The 19,537-nt window shown below is 50.8% G+C and carries 22 protein-coding genes; all 22 read left to right on the top strand.

What is annotated here, in order from left to right; genetic code table 11:
* Nucleotides 1–3 precede the first annotated feature (3 nt).
* Nucleotides 4–1,578: a GspE/PulE family protein gene (locus WM95_RS21055; protein WP_032676564.1), complete on the top strand. Its 1,575-nt coding sequence runs from the start codon at nucleotides 4–6 to the stop codon at nucleotides 1,576–1,578.
* Entirely contained in the window at nucleotides 1,568–2,683 is a 1,116-nt protein-coding gene (locus WM95_RS21050) for a type II secretion system F family protein (protein WP_032676566.1), read from the top strand. The genes WM95_RS21055 and WM95_RS21050 overlap by 11 nt, the downstream gene beginning before the upstream one ends.
* Before the next feature lie 9 nt (nucleotides 2,684–2,692).
* Nucleotides 2,693–3,289 carry a type 4 pilus major pilin gene (locus WM95_RS21045; RefSeq protein WP_032676568.1) on the top strand — a complete coding sequence of 199 codons (597 nt, stop codon included), beginning with the start codon at nucleotides 2,693–2,695 and terminating at the stop codon, nucleotides 3,287–3,289.
* Nucleotides 3,290–3,293: 4 nt separating this feature from the next.
* Nucleotides 3,294–3,773 carry a lytic transglycosylase domain-containing protein gene (locus tag WM95_RS21040; protein WP_032676569.1) on the top strand — a complete coding sequence of 160 codons (480 nt, stop codon included), beginning with the start codon at nucleotides 3,294–3,296 and terminating at the stop codon, nucleotides 3,771–3,773.
* Nucleotides 3,770–4,438, top strand: coding sequence for a prepilin peptidase (locus WM95_RS21035; RefSeq protein WP_032676571.1), 669 nt, complete (start codon nucleotides 3,770–3,772; stop codon nucleotides 4,436–4,438). Before WM95_RS21040 ends, WM95_RS21035 begins: the two co-directional genes overlap by 4 nt.
* Complete coding sequence (gene pilV, locus WM95_RS21030; protein WP_032676572.1) at nucleotides 4,438–5,826, top strand: shufflon system plasmid conjugative transfer pilus tip adhesin PilV; 1,389 nt, start codon at nucleotides 4,438–4,440, stop codon at nucleotides 5,824–5,826. Before WM95_RS21035 ends, pilV begins: the two co-directional genes overlap by 1 nt.
* A gap of 1,135 nt (nucleotides 5,827–6,961) precedes the next feature.
* Nucleotides 6,962–8,083: a site-specific integrase gene (locus WM95_RS21020; RefSeq protein ID WP_032676573.1), complete on the top strand. Its 1,122-nt coding sequence runs from the start codon at nucleotides 6,962–6,964 to the stop codon at nucleotides 8,081–8,083.
* 206 nt (nucleotides 8,084–8,289) lie between these two features.
* Entirely contained in the window at nucleotides 8,290–9,156 is an 867-nt protein-coding gene (locus tag WM95_RS21015) for a hypothetical protein (RefSeq protein WP_032676574.1), read from the top strand.
* Between the two features lie 24 nt (nucleotides 9,157–9,180).
* Complete coding sequence (locus WM95_RS21010) at nucleotides 9,181–9,894, top strand: TIGR03759 family integrating conjugative element protein (RefSeq protein ID WP_088545055.1); 714 nt, start codon at nucleotides 9,181–9,183, stop codon at nucleotides 9,892–9,894.
* Complete coding sequence (locus WM95_RS21005; RefSeq protein ID WP_032676575.1) at nucleotides 9,873–10,496, top strand: transglycosylase SLT domain-containing protein; 624 nt, start codon at nucleotides 9,873–9,875, stop codon at nucleotides 10,494–10,496. The genes WM95_RS21010 and WM95_RS21005 overlap by 22 nt, the downstream gene beginning before the upstream one ends.
* The gene (locus WM95_RS21000) at nucleotides 10,493–11,023 is read left to right on the top strand and encodes an integrating conjugative element protein (RefSeq protein WP_032676576.1); all 531 of its coding nucleotides are present in this window, start codon (nucleotides 10,493–10,495) and stop codon (nucleotides 11,021–11,023) included. Before WM95_RS21005 ends, WM95_RS21000 begins: the two co-directional genes overlap by 4 nt.
* Nucleotides 11,020–11,568, top strand: a complete 549-nt coding sequence (locus WM95_RS20995) for a restriction endonuclease (protein ID WP_032676577.1) — start codon at nucleotides 11,020–11,022, stop codon at nucleotides 11,566–11,568. Before WM95_RS21000 ends, WM95_RS20995 begins: the two co-directional genes overlap by 4 nt.
* 229 nt (nucleotides 11,569–11,797) lie before the next feature.
* Nucleotides 11,798–13,909 carry a type IV conjugative transfer system coupling protein TraD gene (traD, locus tag WM95_RS20985; protein ID WP_032676579.1) on the top strand — a complete coding sequence of 704 codons (2,112 nt, stop codon included), beginning with the start codon at nucleotides 11,798–11,800 and terminating at the stop codon, nucleotides 13,907–13,909.
* A complete protein-coding gene (locus WM95_RS20980; protein WP_024132198.1) occupies nucleotides 13,896–14,657 on the top strand; it encodes a TIGR03747 family integrating conjugative element membrane protein in 762 nt (253 codons plus the stop codon). Before traD ends, WM95_RS20980 begins: the two co-directional genes overlap by 14 nt.
* A 192-nt stretch (nucleotides 14,658–14,849) precedes the next feature.
* Nucleotides 14,850–15,167, top strand: a complete 318-nt coding sequence (locus WM95_RS20975) for an integrative conjugative element protein, RAQPRD family (RefSeq protein ID WP_001216596.1) — start codon at nucleotides 14,850–14,852, stop codon at nucleotides 15,165–15,167.
* Nucleotides 15,158–15,403, top strand: a complete 246-nt coding sequence (locus WM95_RS20970; RefSeq protein WP_001251235.1) for a TIGR03758 family integrating conjugative element protein — start codon at nucleotides 15,158–15,160, stop codon at nucleotides 15,401–15,403. Before WM95_RS20975 ends, WM95_RS20970 begins: the two co-directional genes overlap by 10 nt.
* A 12-nt stretch (nucleotides 15,404–15,415) precedes the next feature.
* Nucleotides 15,416–15,781 carry a TIGR03745 family integrating conjugative element membrane protein gene (locus WM95_RS20965; RefSeq protein ID WP_000673116.1) on the top strand — a complete coding sequence of 122 codons (366 nt, stop codon included), beginning with the start codon at nucleotides 15,416–15,418 and terminating at the stop codon, nucleotides 15,779–15,781.
* A gap of 9 nt (nucleotides 15,782–15,790) precedes the next feature.
* Complete coding sequence (locus WM95_RS20960; protein ID WP_000268263.1) at nucleotides 15,791–16,171, top strand: TIGR03750 family conjugal transfer protein; 381 nt, start codon at nucleotides 15,791–15,793, stop codon at nucleotides 16,169–16,171.
* Nucleotides 16,168–16,827 carry a PFL_4703 family integrating conjugative element protein gene (locus tag WM95_RS20955; protein WP_032676581.1) on the top strand — a complete coding sequence of 220 codons (660 nt, stop codon included), beginning with the start codon at nucleotides 16,168–16,170 and terminating at the stop codon, nucleotides 16,825–16,827. The genes WM95_RS20960 and WM95_RS20955 overlap by 4 nt, the downstream gene beginning before the upstream one ends.
* A complete protein-coding gene (locus WM95_RS20950; RefSeq protein ID WP_032676582.1) occupies nucleotides 16,824–17,723 on the top strand; it encodes a TIGR03749 family integrating conjugative element protein in 900 nt (299 codons plus the stop codon). The genes WM95_RS20955 and WM95_RS20950 overlap by 4 nt, the downstream gene beginning before the upstream one ends.
* Nucleotides 17,720–19,246: a TIGR03752 family integrating conjugative element protein gene (locus tag WM95_RS20945; RefSeq protein ID WP_032676583.1), complete on the top strand. Its 1,527-nt coding sequence runs from the start codon at nucleotides 17,720–17,722 to the stop codon at nucleotides 19,244–19,246. Before WM95_RS20950 ends, WM95_RS20945 begins: the two co-directional genes overlap by 4 nt.
* Nucleotides 19,247–19,257: 11 nt before the next feature.
* On the top strand, nucleotides 19,258–19,521 hold the full coding sequence (locus WM95_RS20940; RefSeq protein WP_305955352.1) for a DUF7446 family protein: 264 nt from the start codon (nucleotides 19,258–19,260) through the stop codon (nucleotides 19,519–19,521).
* Nucleotides 19,522–19,537: the final 16 nt, after the last annotated feature.

Genomic DNA, 19,537 nt, shown 5'->3' with positions numbered 1-19,537 from the left:
ATGATGTCTCCTGATAAAGAAATCATGGATTTTGTCTTTGCCGAGCAGCATCCGTCTGGAGGGGTTACGCTACTCATCGACGGCAACCGGCGAAAAGACCCTGACATACAGCGCTGGGTTATGGATGTCACCCGGACATGGGCTGATGCAAAAACTGAGTTTGTTACACTCAGCGAACTGAACCGGCGGCGTGAAGTGGCAGAACGTCAGGGCCGTGGGCTTAACCAGGGTGTGAGCGAGGCGGATCTAAGTAACCGTGACGTCAGTGTGTCGCAGGATAAGGTCATCAGCTATATGAGGCTGGGTAACGACTTTAATGCCTCTGATATTCATATGGAAATAAGCGGTGATCGCAAGATTTGCATCGTTCAGTTGCGTATTCACGGCGAGCTGGAGGTGGTGGATGAAGTGAAAGATGTGGAGGGTATGACGCTGGCCTCCACATCTTATCTTTCCATGTGCGACGTGCGCGAGCAGTCATTCTTTGCCGGTCGTGAGCAGTCAGGGCGCATCGATGCAAAGTTCGCCCGCCGCGCCGGCCTCTATGGCGCCCGCTACGAACACCGTCCTACTCCGGATGGGCTGATAGTGGTCATGCGTCTGATCCCGGATGACGGGGACAATATACCGACGCTGCCGCAACTGGGTTTTTTGCCTGAGCAGATTAAGCTCATCATGCAGATCCTGCGTATGCCGGAAGGCATGACGCTGCTGACCGGGCCTACTGGTTCAGGGAAGAGCGCCACGCTGCGCGTGTTCAGTGATATCTGGCTGAAACTGACCGGCGGTAAAAAGCGCCTGCTCACGCTGGAAAACCCGCCCGAGGGGCGTATTCCGGGTGGTATTCAGACCCCCGTTATGCCTGAAGACAATTCACCGGAGGCCATCAGCCGCGCCTGGAGTAACGGAAACGCCTCTGCACTTCGTCTCGATCCGGATGCCATCCTGAACGGTGAGATCCGTGACCTGTATTCCCTTCTCGCCGCCATTTTCGCCAGTGAAACCGGCCACCTGGTGCTGTCGACCCTGCACACCCAGAGCCCTATCGGCTCCCTGCGTCGTATGGAGCATTTCGGTATTGATCGCCACCTTCTGGCGGATGCTGCACTCATCACCGGCCTGATTGGCCAGCGTCTGGTGCCGCTGTTGTGTGAACACTGCCGGGTACCGTGGGAAGTCAAAGTCCCTGAGCTTGATGAAGAAACCCGCGCGCGTCTCGAAAAATATTGTTCTGTCGCGGGCTTGTGCGAACCGAAAAATCTCTTCTTCCGCAACTATGAGGGATGTGAACACTGCCGGAAAACGGTACCACTGACCGGACGCATTATCAGTCGTGGCGTTACAGGGCGAACAGCTATTGCCGAAGTTGTCCGGACAGATGCTCGCCTGATGCAACTTTGGCTTTCACATGGGCCTTCAGTTGCCAGAAAGTACTGGATAAACCAGGGGGGGATTACTCGCCGCATGCATCTGTTGCGTTATCTGGCAGAGGGTCTTGTTGATCCGCTGGAAGGCGATCTCATCTGTCCGCTGGATGAGGATGACATCATGGATTGTGAGGTGCCTGATGGAAAGTGACAGCCATTTTTATCCATCCCGGGAAATGTCGTTCCCTGAAAGGATTCGCTACCGGCTTGTCAGAGCCACTTTTACTGGGAAATACCGCCAGCCATTTTACGAAACGCTGCGCTTTCTTCTTGAAAACCGTAAGGCCCTGAAAGACGCGCTGACCATGATCGGCGATGTACATACTGATTTTGGCAGGCGCTGGCATCCTTATTATGAACTTGTTCAGGACTGCATCGAGGGTGTGAACGACAACCGTCCTGGCCGCGCGCTGCAGGATGTTCTGGCTGCCTGGGCACCTTACGAAGAGGCCGCGCTTATCAGCGCCGGAATGGAAACCGGTAATATTCCTGCCGCGCTGATGCAGGCTGATAAGTTGATTGTTGCCCGTCGGCGAATTCTTGGGCAGGTAATTTTTGCGTCAGTATTTCCTGCCGCGCTTGCCATCCTGAGTACGGGGCTACTACTGGCCAACAATCTCGCACTTGTTCCCACCATGAGCAAAATGTCCGATCCAGCTCGCTGGACCGGTGCACTCGGGTTTATGAATGGAGTAGCGAAGTGGAGTTCCGAGTGGGGTGTTGCTTCTGCCGCTACAGCCGCAGGGCTTGTGCTGCTGTCTTTCTGGTCGTTGCCCCGCTGGCGCGGCCGTCTCAGGCGCTGTGCTGACTGGTTACTACCATGGTCTGTTTATAAAGACCTGCAGGGAGCTGTATTCCTTATGAATATTGGCGCGCTTCTTGGTTCGGGTGTCCAGGAACTCAAAGCTTTGCAGATCCTTAACGGTTTTGCACCGCCCTGGCTGCAGGAACGCATCGAGGCAGCGATGGAGTGCATGAGTGAAGGCGATTCACTTGGCAGAGCTCTGCGTAACAGCGGATATGATTTTCCGAGCCGTGAGGCTGTGAACTATCTCTCTCTTCTGGATAAGGGGGATGGTGCTGCTTCGCTCATCACCAATTATGCGGACCGCTGGCTGGAACAGGCGCTCGCGCGCGTCGCGCGTCGGGCGAATGCCACCAAACTCTTTTCTCTCGTTCTGATTATGAGTTTCTTCTTACTCATCCTGATGATGGTGATGCAGATTCAGGACATGAACACTTTCAACTTACACTAAGGAACCGCCATGTCAGCTCAGACATTACCACATCGCCAACATCAGCCTGACCGGGGCTGGGGCATTCTTGAACACGGTACCATTGCGATCGGGACGATTATCGTACTGGCTATAGTTGGTGCTCTGGTCTGGAGTCTTTGGGGGAAAAAGTCCGTTGCCGTTGAGGTTTCAAATCTCCAGACCGTCGTGACAAACGCGCAGCAGCTTAAGCAGGCGCAGGGGGGATATAACTTTACGAGCGGTACAACTATGACGGGAACGCTTATCCAGCAGGGGGGCGCACCAAAGGCTGGCTGGACTATCCAGGGAACAGCCAGTTCCGGTACCGCTACGATGTGGAACGGTTATGGTGGTCAGGTCGTTCTGGCACCTGTGGCATCGAATGGATTTAACAATGGATTTTCAGTTACATCGCAGAAAGTTCCGCAGGCAGACTGCATCTCTATCACTACTCAACTCGGTTCCGGTGGAGCATTCAGTGCTATCACCATTAACAGTACCGATTACAGTGACGGTCTGGTCAGTGCAGAAGAGGCAGGCAAATCCTGCTCATCAGACAGCGGAATGACAGGTAACAATACACTGGTCTTCACCCATAACGGCTGATGACATGCTGCGCCTGTCCGCTTTTCTGCTGCTGATTTTGGTTTGCCCACGGGTGGATGCATTCTGCTTTGAATCGGCGGGCGCTAAATACCACATTGACCCGCTACTGGTTAAGGCAATAGCCATAGGTGAAAGCAGCCTGCGACCGGATGTCACAAATATTAATCGTGACAAAAAGACCGGGCAGGCACTCAGTACCGATTATGGACTGATGCAGGTTAATTCATCGCATATCGCTTCGCTGATAGCGCAGGGTTACATTCGCAGCTCACAGGACCTCCTGAACCGTCCGTGCCTCAACGTTCAGATAGGTACCTGGATACTGGCGAAGCATTTTCAGGTATGCGGCATAAGCTGGAACTGTCTTGGCTCTTATAACGCAGGTTTTCGTAAGGACCGGCACGAAACTCGCGAGTCCTATGCCAACCGGATTTATGCCATTTATCGTCGGCTTTTACTTAATGAACGGGGAATAAAACTGTGACACTGCTGACGCTGAGTATGCCCTGGGCAACTGTCATTATCATTTTTCCTCTATGCCTCAGCTTATTCAGTTTTATGAGGAGCCTGGTTCGTCTCAGCCTGATGATATTGGATGATGATCAGGAATGGTTTGCTGTTTTTTTCGCCCCTGCATCCACCGGCTTCATCTGGCTTTACGCTACAGCGGCAACTGGCATGATGCTGTCCCCTGTGCCGCTACTGGAGCGACTGATGTCTCTGTTGTTCTGCCTCTTTCTTTTCAGGTTGACGCTTACCGATGCGTTCACAGGATTTCTGCCTCGAGAATTGACGATAAGGTGTCTTATTGCCGGTCTTGTTTCCGCTCTTATCGCTCCCGGCTTTATAGGGCACTTCCTCACAGCTACCACTGCGCTGGTGATTTTTGGCGTCTGGCGTTATGTCACCTTTAGGATTCATGCCCGTGAGTGTCTGGGGCTTGGCGATGTCTGGTTGGCCGGTGCTATTGCGGCCTGGTTGGGAGGGCGAGAGGGGCTTAATGCTCTGCTGATCGGCGTGGTGCTCTTTGTGCTCTGGCAGATATCTGTTCGTCGCATAACTGAAGGAGGGCCGATGGGACCCTGGCTGTGCGCCGGCGCGATTTCTGTGACCCTGTTTAAATTGTATCAACCGCTTATTACATGGTGATGCCTGTGTTCACATATAAAACGACTGACCGGGGCTGGGCTATCCTCAGCACTGGTGCTTCATTGATTATTCTCCTGGTGGTCAGCGTCTGGGGCTTTACCCTTATCAGTGACTGGATGCAAAAACGGACCTGGCTGAATACCGCGTCACAGGTATCTCGCTTTACACAAGCTGTGAAGAGCTACACTGGCCGTTATTACGATACTTTGCTTTCAAGTGCCACCACCACGACCCCGGTTACGGTTACACCCGCTATGCTGAAAAACACCGGATTTCTGGAGCAGGGGTTCAGCGAGACGACAGTAGACGGACAGGCTTATCTGGCTGCTGTTGTTCGTAATGCCACTAATACAGATCAGCTGCAGGCACTGGTTTACACTCAAAACGGCGCGGCACTGCCTTTTCTCGCACTGCGCCAGATATCAATGGATATCACCTCGGGTATGGGCGGCTATATATGGACATCAGGTACTGCTACCGGCGCTATGGGCAGCTGGACTATTCCTCTTTCACAGTTTGGGATAAGTACAACTCAGGGACATATTGCGGCTTTACTGACCACAGATGAACTGGGCGCTGCTCGCGGTGAAAATGATCGCCTTTATCGTTTTTCGGTAACCGGCAAGCCAGACCTCAACACGATGCATACCAGTATTGATATGGGAGGTAACAATCTTAATAACGCAGGCACGATTAATGCCGTAACGGGTAATTTCAGTGGCGATGTGGCGGCCACTGGAAATATAACTGCGAATGGAACTGTTACAGGACAGAATGTTACTGCCGGTTCAAACGTCACCGCAGGAAATACAATAACGGCTAACAACGACATACGTTCAAATAATGGCTGGTTCATAACTCGAGGGAGTAAGGGATGGCTAAATGAAACGTATGGCGGCGGTTTTTATATGTCAGATAATGACTGGGTTCGAGTCATAAATAATAAGAATATTTACACAAGCGGTCAGGTTCGTGGCGGAAGTGTGCGGGCTGATGGAAGACTTTCTACAGGAGAAGTTTTGCAGCTCGACGGAGTCAATACTGCTGGCGCAGTTTGTTCACCAAACGGCCTTGTAAGCCGCGACGCCACTGGAGCCATACTTTCCTGTCAATCCGGTGTGTGGACAGCCGCATCAAAAATCAAAATGCAAACCGTTTTTGGCGAAACCACCTGCGCCAACAAAGCGGTTGCATCTGCTTATTGTCCGTCAGGTACAGTGGCAATAGGTGGTTCTTATGCTTTAAAAAGTTGGTCTGATGGTTCCAACCATAACTCACCCGACTCAATGGTTCTTGATCCTGTAAATGACCGGTTTTACATCGTTTTACCGAACAATTCGAAAGGTGCAGCGTGCTTCCAGGCTATAGCAAACTGCGCCACTAATTAGACGCCAAATCAGTTGTCAGAAACAGACGGCAACGCAATTCGCTTGCCCATTACCAACCTTTGGAGCCGACAAGGTCCATGTGCCATTTGAGTTTCTTACCAAAACGCAGGCACGGTAATTGTTGTAATCGAATCGTGTCTGAGACAATGCACAATATTTATGTTGCCCAATATTACGTGATTGACCGGAGCCGATATCAGGAGAGAAGAACAAATCACCGATTTCAGCATTGTTTTTCCACACACCGGATTGACAGTTCAATCGATACAGCTTACCCAACATCTTTGAGTGCTGCTTCCGTTGTAACCGATCAGGTCAAGCCACCACGAAGAACCGGACGGATATACACGGCATGTACCATTGTCACCTGCCGACATTAATCCAGAAATAAAGCAGTATTTATGAACACCTGGGACCTGATATGTAACTCCTTTTGTTGAGGTGGTTTCCCACATTGCGACATCAGTGTAATGACCAGAATCTTGAGATTTCCACACACCGGATTGACAGGTTTATTTAATTGCTAATGCACGCCACGCAATGTTGTTGCTGCGGCTTGAATCTTTGTTTTTTACGCAAACGCGAAATTGGCTTCCATTTATGACTGTAAAGTAAGCAGAGGTTACTCCAGCATTAGCCAGAGAACTAAGATCAGATACACTTCCTGTAAGCGATAGAACCTGGCTTACCAGTACCGGAAATCCGCTGTTGACACAGCTATCGTCGCCAATACCGTATATGGTTCCGAACATTTCTACATGTGATCCATAGTCAATAAATCCTGGGTAAACAGTAGAAATTTCATTTCCTTGCCACACACCGGATTGACAGTCAAATTCCGGCACCAGGTAGATTTAAGCAAGTGACAGTGATTGTCCCTCCTGATTCGTAATCACCCCATCGCGTATTGGTAACAAACCAGCGATTTGAACTATCTGCATATACCTTCTGAAATCCACCAAAAGGTGAACCATTTAAGTTCGTCCATGAGCAATAAGCATGGATTCCAATATCACTGTTAGTGACATTTTTCCCCACATCGAAAGCCTGTATCGAGAACTTGTTTTGGGATGATTTCCACGCACCGGATTGACAGTAGTATGTGATATATTTCTAATCTTTTTAGGAATATGCGATGCAACTCAGACAGCGAATTAAGAAAATGGAGCTGGGTGTAGCTCTTGATAAATATTACGGTTGTGCATCTGTGCAAAAGCGGGGCCATCTGCAGGAGTTTTATCGGATAAATGTTATAAAGCGTTCAGCTCTTGCCAGGCGATACATGCATGAGATTACTTCGGTTGATATTGCAGAATACCGTGATCAGCGACTCTCTGAAGTAAGTGGTAAAACGGGGCGAACTAATAGCCCTGCAAGTGTCCGACTTGAACTTGCGTTGCTATCTGCCCTTTATAACCTTGCTCGAATTGAATGGGGAACATGTACTCATAACCCTGTTGAGCATGTACGAAAACCACCGGCCTCCAAAGGGCGAACCCGAAGATTGACATCTCAGGAGGAGCGAAAGATTGGCAGGGCGCTGGCAAAACGAAATATCGAGTTGGCAGCCATTTTTCATTTGGCCCTTGAAACGGCTATGCGTCAGGGGGAGATCCTCTCACTTCGCTGGGAGAATATCGACCTGCACATTGGCATCGCTCATTTGCCTCTCACTAAAAATGGGAGCGTAAGGGATGTTCCGTTGTCTTTTAAAGCCAGAAAGGTATTAAGAGAGTATTCCGGCCCTCTATCCGGACCTGTTTTCAGTTATACATCCAATGGGTTTAAAAGCGCCTGGCGAGAAGTTATACAGGCTTTAGGCATTGTCGATTTGCATTTTCATGATCTACGACACGAAGCTATAAGCCGTCTCTTTGAGCTCGGAACACTGAATGTTATGGAAATTGCAGCGATATCAGGACACAAGAGCCTGACGATGCTAAAACGCTATACCCACCTTCGTGCGACGCAGCTGGTTAGTAAACTCGATATACGTAAACGACAGGCGCAGAAACTGGCGGCGATCTTTGTTCCGTATCCTGCTGAACTTGAGAGCAGCAATAACGGTATTGTTTTACGCTTCCCTGATCTTGAACATCCTTCACTTGAAGCGCAAACAAAGGAAGACGTTATCCAGAAAGCCTCTTTTGAGCTTCTCAGAATTCAGGCTCTTGCTGCTCGTTCTGGAGAACGACTCCCCCCACCAGGCAATATCAAAGCCAATGACCCAACTCGTGTGCTTATTAATCCGCTCTGAAATTCTGTGAACCCCTGGATTCAAACACATCATAAACAAGGACGTTTTTGGCTGCGCTGTTATGAAAGTGGCCTTTCCAGATGATCCCCTCCGACCTGGTTTCCCCGCCGAAAAAAACTTCAGAAATGGCAGATGAGTTAATCATCGCCATAGAATGACGTTTTTTGCACCTTATGGCTGTTCTGCGCAGCTATAAGGATTTTGAAATGTCAGTCAGTCAAGTCGTCCCGGAAGAAGTTATACCTGAAAATCCAGAGGTTACTTCTTCGAAAGTTGTGCCTGCTGAGCCAGAGGCTCGCCGGTTGGTTCCCATTAACCTGAAAAAAATAGTCCGGATTGGAGGTCTGGGATTCCTCATTGTTTCTCTTGTTGGTTCTGTGGCCACGATTGTGATCATGGCACAGCAAATCTCTGATCTGAGTATTCGGGTGAACTCCCTGGATGCCGCTTTTCGCAGCGGTCAGATGAGCCAGTTGTCTGGTTCGGTTACTTCGCTCGAAGCTCAAAGCCGGAAACACGAGAAGCAGCTCGAGTCTGTCTCATCAGGGCTTGAATCAGTACAAAACCAGTTAGCTGATTTCCAGGAGGAACATTCAAAATTAACAGGAAGCATTAACAAACTTTCCTCAGAAGCCCTGGCGCGGCGTACCGCGATAGACGAACACTCTGAACGTATTGATGACATTAACTCACGGTTGTCACAGGTTGAATCGCGAGTTGCCGGGCTGAGCAAAGCTGAAAGCAACACTTCTCAGAAAGAATCGAAGCAGAACCAGCAACCAGTCACTAAGAGCAAAACATCTTCAAAATCCGGGACAGGCCAGATCGTAAAAAAGCCTGAGCGGTCAGTCAGGCGCGCAGCTGTTGAAGCACCGTTTGTACTGACCGGCATTGAGCGGCGCGGCGGGCAGATGTTCGCAGTCGTCATCCCCCGTGGAAATTCCCAAATATCAGATATGCGGTTGCTTTCACCGGGAGACGGGATGCTGGGGTGGACGCTTCGTTCTATCCAGGACAGTGGTACCGCTGTTTTCAGCGTGAACGGTGCCCAACAGAGTTTACAGGTTCAATAAGAGACCAGACATATGAAGCATCAGATGAGAAGAATTTTGATGGCAGGTGTACTTTCCTTGCCGCTGTGTGTGGCGGCATCAACAGTTACCACTCAATCGAATCAGAGTCAGCAAACATCCCTGCAGGCATCATCAGCAAACCAGGTTCAGACGCAGCAACAGGGTCAACAATGGGGGCTTTCAGATGAGGACTGGAGTCGCTATCAGTCGTTGATGAAAGGAGCCAGAGGCATTATGTCCCCTGGTCTTGATCCTCTCACTGCCCTGGGCGTCGAGACAGATAATTCATCTGAGCGCCGTCGGCTGGCTGAATTGTGGGTAAAACACGAATACGCCCGTACCGAGAAAGAACTCGCATTTCAACGAGAAATAAACACTGCCTGGCTTCGTCTTTATCCTGAAACATTGGCCGTGAATATGGGGAATGCCGCGGGTATCGCTCATGACACACAAGGAAGACTGGCGTTATTTGTCAAAGAGTCATGTTCACGCTGTGATGCTCGGCTTGCTGCTGTTATCGCCGACAACAGACCGGTAGATATTTACCTTGTCGGAAATGACGTGAGCGACGAAAAAATCAGATCATGGGCAATAAGCCATGGCATACCAGTCGAAAAAGTGCGTAATCGGCAAATTACCCTAAATCATGATCGCGGTTTGTGGCAGCGCTATGGGCAAGGTCAGATGCCAGTTATTTTGCAGCAGAGAGAAGAGGGATGGCAAATTGCCGCATTCTGAAACTGGCTTGCTGTTTATGGTTTGTCAGCACTGGTTGCCTGGCGGTCGTGAATGTAAATAGCAGTGTTCAGGTAGTTCCGCAGGCTTATCGGGTCATTGCTGCTGCCGAGCGCGTTCCGGCAGAATCGCTTTACTCGCTGGCGATGGCCGAAAGCACCCGTAAAACCGCATGGGGGTCTAAACCATGGCCCTGGACTATTAATGTAGCAGGGAAAGGATACCACTTTGAAACCCGCGAGGAGGCCTTTGCGGCACTTCTTGGATTTATGCAGCGCTACCCTCTCAAGCGTATCGATGTCGGTGTAGCCCAGGTCAATCTTGGGTGGAACGGGCATCTTTTCCCATCCTTTCGTGATGCTTTTGATCCCTACACAAATCTTCGTGCAGCGGCCCGAATTCTCCGTGCCTGCTATGACGCTCAGCCTGGAAGCTGGATTAAAGCTGCTGGCTGTTATCACCACCCGGCCGGTGGTAAGCCGGCAGCAAAATATATGGCTATCGTACGCCGCAAGCTAAGTCAGATCGCACCTGATATTAAGGTCCCTGAAGGGGGGCCGGTTGCTCTGGCCAGTCACTCATTAACCTGGGTTGAACCTCAATGAAAAAAAATATCGATAAATATTTCAATGGCATCTTTTGTGTATCACTGCTTACAGCAGCGTTTAGTTGTTTTGCTTCGCTGACAGTGGTCGGGGATCTGGGCGGGGAGTCAACCAGACCATTATTCGAGGCGATTAATTCAGGTGAGGAGTCGCATTTGTCCGATGTTTCTTCCTTGCCTGAACCACCGTCATCGCTGTCTATTTCCGATATGTTGCCCGTTAATACACCGGAAATGACACCCGGAAAGGTGACGTCTCGCCCTCTGCAGTTACCCGGTTTGCCCCCTGTTTTTGTGATTGGCGATGATGATATTTCCCGAGCCTGGCTGCGGCAGCGTGGTGCTGAACTGAAAGGGATGGGCGCCACAGGAATGGTAGTGAATGTTACGACTGAAAGTGCGCTCAACACGCTTAGAGGACTCTTGCCAGGTACTGAGATGGTCCCTGTTCGCGGCGGTGATTTGGCACAGCGATTGAAACTGACGCATTACCCTGTCCTGATTACCGCTGATGGATTAGCGCAATGACCACAGTGGTTTTCATATTATTGGCTTTCATTTCACTCACAGCTTTTTGGCTGCGGTGTAATACAAGAAGTGCCCGTGTCCGCAGACATCAGCGTAATCGACAGACGGCTAACAGGGTGTTGCTAAAACTGCCTGAGCTGAAAGCGGGGCAGCAGGTTTTATATTTACGGAAGATTAATCCCTATGTTTTCGAGGAGATGATTCTGACCGCCATAGAGCGGCGAGGAATACCGGTCAGGCGTAATCCGAGTTACAGCGGTGATGGTGGTATTGATGGTCAGTTCTGGATTGGTCAGGAAAGGTGGCTTGTCCAGGCTAAACGATTTGCCAGTGCTGTTCGTCCTGAACATGTCCGCCAGTTTGGTGAGTTAGTCCGACAAGAAAAATGCAGAGGTCTGTTTGTACACACAGGACGAACAGGTTTTATCAGTTTTAAGTATTTCAGTGATTACCCGGAAATTTTGCTCATAAGCGGGTCTTCCCTTTTGCTACTGCTGTCTGGTGAATCCGTTGAACATGTTCTCCGGCCATTAAAAAAGAGGTAATACAGATGAATTTTTCCACATCAACATTACCGTTTATTGGTTCGGTGTGGCTTTTGGTTTCTTTCCGGATTTTCATATTCCGGTCTGTATTGATTTCTTTGCTGATGTTTGGGTTATTTCTTTTCTTTTATTTATTTCTAGCCGTATTCCGCAAGGCCACAGATTCTGCTCATTTATTCCTCAAACTCAATGATAAAACTTTTGCTCTGTTCCAGGGGAGGGCTTTTATATGAGCGACAAGTACGTGATGGAATCCCTCCTTCGCCCGGCGGTTGAACTGTATTCCGCTGCGGCGGCGGGTAGCGCAACCTTTATTTGCCTTACGGCCCCTTGGGCTGTCGCGCTCGCACCATCGGTCAGTTGGGTGACCGCCGCGGGGTTTGGTGTACTGGCGCTGAAGCGTACATCTGAGGGGATGAAAATACTCCGTTACCGCCAAAACATTCGCCGTTTGCCCCGATATGTACTGACCAGCGAGCAGATCCCCGTCAGCCAGCGGCACTTGTTCCTTGGCAAGGGCTTCCAGTGGTCTCCCCGCCATACGCAGCGTCTTCTGGAAGCGAGGCGTCCGGAGTGTGAGGTCTACGTACAACCTTCTGTTATTTATCGCCTGGCACGCGATCTGGAAAAAAAGATGGAGTACAGCTTGCCGTGGTTGTGCAGGCTGACACGAACTGATTCGGCGCTCAACCCGTTTCGCCCGTTGCCTCCTGTAGGAGGAAGCCCCATTTACCATGGTGTGGAACTGGATGAAACTACGGTCACCTATGATCTCGGAGAACGTGTAGGGCATACACTGGTTATCGGCACCACACGAGTCGGTAAAACCCGGCTTGCTGAGTTACTTATCACACAGGATATTCGCCGTAAAAACGCTGCAGGCGAGCATGAAGTTGTCATCGTGTTTGACCCGAAAGGAGATGCCGATCTGTTGAGGCGAATGTATGCCGAGGCACACCGTGCTGGTCGTCAGGATAACTTCTGGGTGTTCCACCTCGGATGGCCAGATATAAGCGCTCGCTACAATGCCGTTGGACGGTTCAGCCGTATCTCGGAAGTAGCATCACGTGTTGCAGGACAGCTCTCCGGAGAGGGCAATTCTGCTGCATTTCGGGAATTTGCTTGGCGATTTGTCAATATTATTACCCGTGCGCTGGTCGCACTTGGCCAGCGTCCTGATTACGGTCTCATACTGCGTTACGTGACAAACATAGGTGAACTGTACGAAACCTATGTTGAGAATATGCTGAGTGAAAAGGCACCACAGTTGCTGAGTACAGTCGAAGCGCTGTTAGGTAGCGGTATAAGCGAGAAGGATCTGCCGCGTCACATGCAGGGCAGGCCTAATGGCATGAATATCTGGGCTATTGAGCAGGTACTGGCCAGCGAAGAAGGAAAAAAACTGTGGGACCCGGTGCTGGATGGGCTACGTAGCGCTGTGCAATATGATCGAACGTATTTCGACAAAATTGTTGCGTCACTGCTGCCGCTGCTTGAAAAGCTTACAACTGGTAAAACGGCCGCATTGCTGGCACCTGACTATACGGACCTGAACGATCCGAGACCGATCCTGGACTGGCATAACATTATAAAATCGCGCGGCGTGGTTTATATCGGCCTCGATGCACTATCCGACCCTGTTGTCGCAGCAGCAGTCGGCAACAGCATGTTCGCTGATCTCGTTTCCGAAGGTGGACACATCTATAAATTCGGTCTCGGTGATGAGGATGGCAGAAAAAGTTCGAAAGTGGCGATAAATCTTCACTGTGACGAGTTTAACGAGTTAATGGGTGATGAGTTTATTCCTCTCATCAACAAAGGGGGTGGTGCGGGCTTCCAGGTGACTGCATATACGCAGACTCTTTCGGACATCGAGGCCCGTATAGGCAGCAGTGCTAAAGCGAATCAGGTAGTGGGGAACTTCAACTCATTGATAATGCTCCGTGTGCGTGAAAAAAACACTGCCATGCTCCTGACCGACCAATTACCGGAAGTTGACGTCTACCAGAAAACCCTTACATCGGGTGTCACTGACGTATCCCGGCCGGGAGAGGGTACTGATTTTAACAGTAACGTTCAGGACCAGGTCAGTCTGGTTAAAGTCCCGATGCTCAACCCTTCAGACGTTATCAACCTGCCGAAAGGGCAGGCATTTGCCCTGCTTGAAGGAGGGCGCCTGTGGAAAATCAGGATGCCGTTGCCGGCTGATAACGACGATCCTTACATGCCCGCGAGCCTGAAGCAGCTGGCTGACAACATGGAGCAGAATTACCGAACTGGAGAATCCTGGTGGACAGGCGGTGATGCGGCATATTCGGGGGGGCAAAATGTCTCAGCATGACAGAGATACTGCCAATCGCAGTTCGCCATCCCGACAGAAACAATCCGGACCATTCGGCATGTTGCTCTGGGATTTGCCTGTCAGTTTAATTGGCATTCTGCTGGGGTCGCTTCTGGTTAGCCTGCTGATCGAATATGCCTGCATTGCCATACTCTGGCCTGACGAAGGTGCTTCACATAGCTACCGGGTGATGGTTGCAGAAAGCCACTGGTTGTCGGAAGGGTACACGCGGAGTTTACTGATGGCAGCGCCGGTTGAGACGATTTCGCGGTGGGTACATACCGCCTGGAACTGGTTGTTTGTCGATAGCGGATTCAGCCATTGGCTTCAATCATTCAGGGAAACTGGTCAGAAGGGGACTGGAGTTATCCCAACGATAAACCGGTTCGGTGACTCACTAATCGGCTGGCTTGGGGAGTACCTGCAAGCTACGCTCTGGGTAACTCTGATTTTCTTCATCAGGGTGATGATCCTTTTTCTGAGTCTGCCGCTGTTCGGCCTGGTGATTATCACCGGCATAGTTGAAGGGCTGGTCCGTCGAGATTTGCGTCGTTACGGAGCTGGATATGAATCGAGCTTTGTCTACCATCACGCCAAACGTTTTATTAAACCCGCACTTTACGGCCCCTGCATGTTGTATCTGGCCTGGCCGACTGCTGTCTGGCCAAATCTCCTGTTGCTGCCATCAGCATTATTACTTGGCGGTGTTCTGGCCATCGTCACGGCGTCCTTTAAAAAATACCTATAGCCCAGGAAGTAGCTGTTTCGGGAATTCCCCGGAGCCCGCTCGATGTCGCGGGCTTTTTTTTTGAAGGTCCATCTGTATTAACCAGCTCACTTTGTGTCATTTAATTTTCTGACCTTCATAAATATTTTCCTGCTGCCAGCATGTCCTGTTTGCGTCAATCTCCCGACGACAAGTTATTAGGGAGAGTCGCAAATGCGTCACACCACAATCATCCTGGCAATGTTATTGCCCGTTCTGCCGGTGCTGACCTGCCAGGCGTCAGAAAAAGATGAGCTGGCACTCGTGATGCGCCAGCTGGATCAGGTTCAGGCTGGCCTTGATCGCGCCCGCGTCGTAGCCAATCAGAATCAGGACGCTCGCTTTTATTTCGACTATCAGCAGGCAACCCGTGACATCTCAACGATGAGGCAGGGCATATCCACTTATCTCGAGCCGTCGCGCGCGCAGCCAACAGCACCCTCCACTTTAGTCACCGGGCAGTACCGTGCTGAGGAGCCCTCATGGCGATGAATGGCTCTCAGCTAAATGGATGGAGTGCGGGCACCGGAAGCAGCCTCACGCCCGGGCAACTGAACCTCTTGATCCTCGGTACGCTCGCCATCGTCGTTCTCCTTTTCAGCGCATGGGCACTGGTGCAGGCCTACCGTGGCCTGGTCAGTAAATCAGTGACGTTCAGGCAGTTCAATGAGCTGCTAATTCGACTGATTGTGCTTTATCTGCTGACCCTGTTTCTGTTTTTCCACTGAAAGGATGACTCAATGAAATTCACTTTCTTCAGGCATTTTCGTTCTGCCTATTCCCGTGCGGGATATTTGTTGCTTACCGGTCTCTTAACTGCAAGTCAGGCTATGGCAGACTTGCCAGCTGTTGAACAGCCAACATCTGGAGGCGGTGGCGGAACCTACAACACCGTTATGGGCTACATCAAAATGGGGGCACTTGCGATAGGGCTTCTCGTATGTGTCGGTGCTTTTTTTGCCGTAGCGCATGCCGTGATTACCGCATTTCACGATATCCGTCGTGGTAAGGGGGAATGGACTCAGTTCCTGGTCTATCTGGTTGTCGGCATCATCCTCATCCTTTTGGTTATTTACCTCGCAACTAAAGCTTCAGATATCCTGTAAGGAGCCCATATGGCCGTCATTGATTTCCTCCCTGACAGACTGAACAACCCCCCCGTGGTCTGGAAAGGGTTCACATCCGGGGAGTTTGTGCTGGCGGCCGTCATCGGTGTTATTGCCGGTATCCCTCTGGCAATACCGTTAGCTCTGGTTCCTTTTGTCGGATGGCTGGCTTTTCCGACGTGCATGCTGCTGATGCCGCTGTTGGTTATTTTTTTTGGCGGCAACTGGATTGCCAGCTACAAGCGCGGTAAGCCAGAAAATTATATCTGGCAACGTCTGGAGGAATTGCGCTGCCGTGCACGTATGTCCCGAACCATGATTCTGGATAGCAGGGCGTGGGAACTTAAACGAACGAAACCTGTTCCGTTGATGCGCGGAGGGAAAGTATGAGTCGTTTTCGTAACGGTATAACCGCCCGCGATAATCATATTATTTCGTTACGTATCGCTTGTGTTTTGCTGGCTCTGGGGCTGTTCGTCACCAGTCTGGGATGGATGCGAGCGCCCTCGGAACTGACAATTCACAACCCACCCGACCTGCGTTCCGGCAGCACCCGAAAATGGTGGGAGGTCCCGCCATCTACGGTTTACAGTTTTGCTTTTTACATTTTTCAGCAACTGAATTCCTGGCCGAAAAATGGGGAAGCTGACTACACAGCCAAAATTGCCCAAATGAGCCCGTATTTGACGCCGTCCTGTCAGGATTTTCTCAATAAGGACGCCGAGATGCGCAAGAATAATGACGAGCTGCGCGATCGTGTACGCGTGGTATACGAAATCCCCCGTCGTGGTTACAGCAACCGCAGCGTGACCGTCATTGATGAAGATCATTGGGTGGTACGGCTGGACCTGGTAGCTGACGAATATTTCCATACCGAACCCGTTAAGCGTGCCCTGGCGCGTTATCCAATGAAAGTGGTTCGCTGGGAAGGTGACCCAGAGCGAAATCCGTTTGGACTGGCACTGGATTGCTATGACAGCGCGCCACAAAGACTTGAGGCGATCTCCTTGCCTGAGCCAGAACAAAAGTCGGGAGCATTCAATTGAAAAAATTCTCAGTGATCCTGCTGACCCTGGTACTGGTCTCAGCCGGAGCTCGTGCTGTTGAGCTTATGAAATGGGAACGGATACCGTTGCAGATTCCCCTGACTGTAGGGCAGGAGCGAATCGTTTTTGTAAACAAAAACGTGCGAGTGGGGTTTCCGCCCGCACTCAACGACAAGCTGCGTATTCAAAGCTCCGGAGGTGTAGTTTATCTCGATGCGAAAGAAGCCTTTCCGGTGACGAGACTGGAACTTCAGAACAAGGAAAACGGGGAAATACTTCTACTTGATGTTTCTGCTGCCCCCGGTAAAACCACGCGGGAACCTGTCAAAATTGTCTACGACGGAGAAGTGGCTACCGCTTCGGCGACCGATAAACAGACGGTCAGCAGTGATGGGGACAGTGCCGGCCGTCAGTCGTCGGCAGAGGCAAAGGCAGAAAGCCGGAGGCCCGCAAAACTCAATGCGCCGCTGCCCGTTGTCCTGACTCGTTATGCCGCACAGAACATTTATGGACCGTTGAGAACGGTAGAGCCCGTACCGGGAGTAAGTCCGGTTTCACTGAAGCTTCCCCCCCGGATCACCACACTTATGCCCTCTGAGTCCGTCAGCGTCACGCCGATGGCTGCCTGGAGTCTGCAGGGCAGCAGTGTAATTGCGCTGCAGGTGCGTAACCGATCAGCAGTAAAGGTCATCCTCGACCCTCGTTCGCTGCAAGGTCAGTTTACTACTGCGACTTTCCAGCACCGTTGGCTGGGGCGTGCCGGTACACCGGAAGACACGACAGTTCTATATCTGGTTACTACAGGACGTCCCGAAAGTGCCTTTATTGCTGAACAGCGTTTACCCGAATCTGAAGGAAAGGAGAGTAAGCGGAGTAACCGAGGAGCGCATAAATGAAAAAGCCTGCTTCAAACCTGCTTGTGAAAATTGCGGTTCCCGTCGTAGTGGTGGGCGCCATCATGATTGGGGTTAAATCCTGTACAGATAAAAACGATAAAAATGAAGCAGGCCAGAAAACCTCTAATGTCGCCCTTAAGGATCTGACACCAGAAGATCTCAAAGCGCTGGGTGTGGAAGGTGACACCGCGCAGGATACTTTGCGTACCCTGGTTGGTAGTTACCGTAAGGTTCAGGGGCGGCTTGACAGCCTTGAAAGCGATAATAAAACGCTTGCTGATGAAAATAAGGAGCTGAAAAAAAATAGCACCAATGTTGATCAGCAAATCAGCCAGGCTGTGGGGCAAGTTCGTTCCGAAGAGGCCCAAAAACGTGCACAACTGAGTTCTCAGGTTACTGATCTGAGCTCGCAGGTGAACCAACTTCTTGATCAACTCAAAAATGGGTCCTCCGGCTTAACGGCAGGAAATAAAGGTAACGCTGCAGGCAGCGATATTCCTGTGGGACTGGGTTATGACAATGGTCTGACCGGAGGCGCGGGAAATATATCTCAAACAGATGGAAACGGGTTGCAATGGGTTGAACCGAAAGATGGTATTGCCACGGATGCGAACGGTCGACCGGTCTCAGATAAAAACAGTAATAACGCGACTGGTTTTTCTTTTGCCACCTCCTTTGGCGCTGCAGGTGATGCAGCCAGGCAGGCTACGTCAGCAGTAAGTACAACGGTACAGAACAACATTCCCGGATCTGAAAAAAATGCCGCCCCTGTTTATACCCTTCCGGAAAACTCCACGCTTGTGGGTAGTCGGGCCATGACCGCGCTGTTGGGACGTATTCCCATTGATGGCAAGGTGACTGACCCTTACCCGTTCAAAGTGATGATCGGAAAAGACAACCTGACGGCAAATGGCATTGAATTGCCTGATGTACAGGGGGCGATCGTTTCGGGAACCGCTACGGGGGACTGGACGCTTTCCTGCGTGCGTGGCGCCATAACCAGCATCACTTTTGTTTTTACTGATGGCACTGTTCGTACGCTTCCTTCACCTGAGGGGCAAGGCAGTAATGGTGGTAATCAGAACAGCCAGGGTGGGAATAACAGCAGTATTGGCTGGTTGTCAGATGACAACGGCATTCCATGCATTTCGGGTACCCGAAAATCAAACGCTTCTACTTATCTGCCAACCATTGCCGTACTTGCAGCTGCCAGCGCAGCTGGTGATGCCGTGGCCGAAAACCAGAATACCAGCCAGACCAATGGCTATGGTGGTGTGACGTCAACGCTGACGGGGGATGCCGGTCAGGCAGTGTTGGGTAAGGCGTTATCCGGCGGTATGCGTGAGACCGTTGACTGGGTTAAAGCGCGATATGGTCAGACGTTTGACGCGATCTATGTACCGCCTGGACAAAAAGTGGCTTTACATATCACTCGTCAGCTGGCGATTGATTATGAAGAAAAAGGCCGCAAGGTGAAATATGACAATTTCAGCCTCGCTGGTAGCAGCACGGGCATGGACTGATGGGGATAAAGATGCAGAACAATAAAAACCTCGAATATCGGGTGGACTATATACCACTGGGTGGCCGTCTCTTTGCCGGTTTTGTCAGGTGTGATAATGGCAAATGGGAAGGTAGCAGGCATGAAGTCACCGAACAGGCCCTGCTCGCTGTCGGAAAGAAGCTTCTGAGCGAGGGTAATGGAATGCAGATGCAACTGCCTGATGGGCGAGTGTTTCGTCTGTCAGCTGTCATCAGTGATTCGGATGAAGCGGAGGTGCATGTTGCTCAGTTTTAATCATCTGGCCACCATT

It is taken from the genome of Enterobacter cloacae complex sp. ECNIH7 (assembly GCF_002208095.1).
GTDB lineage: Bacteria > Pseudomonadota > Gammaproteobacteria > Enterobacterales > Enterobacteriaceae > Enterobacter > Enterobacter cloacae_M.
The sequence above is the reverse complement of the archived record's forward strand: the minus strand, read 5'-3'. Positions and strand labels throughout refer to the sequence as shown.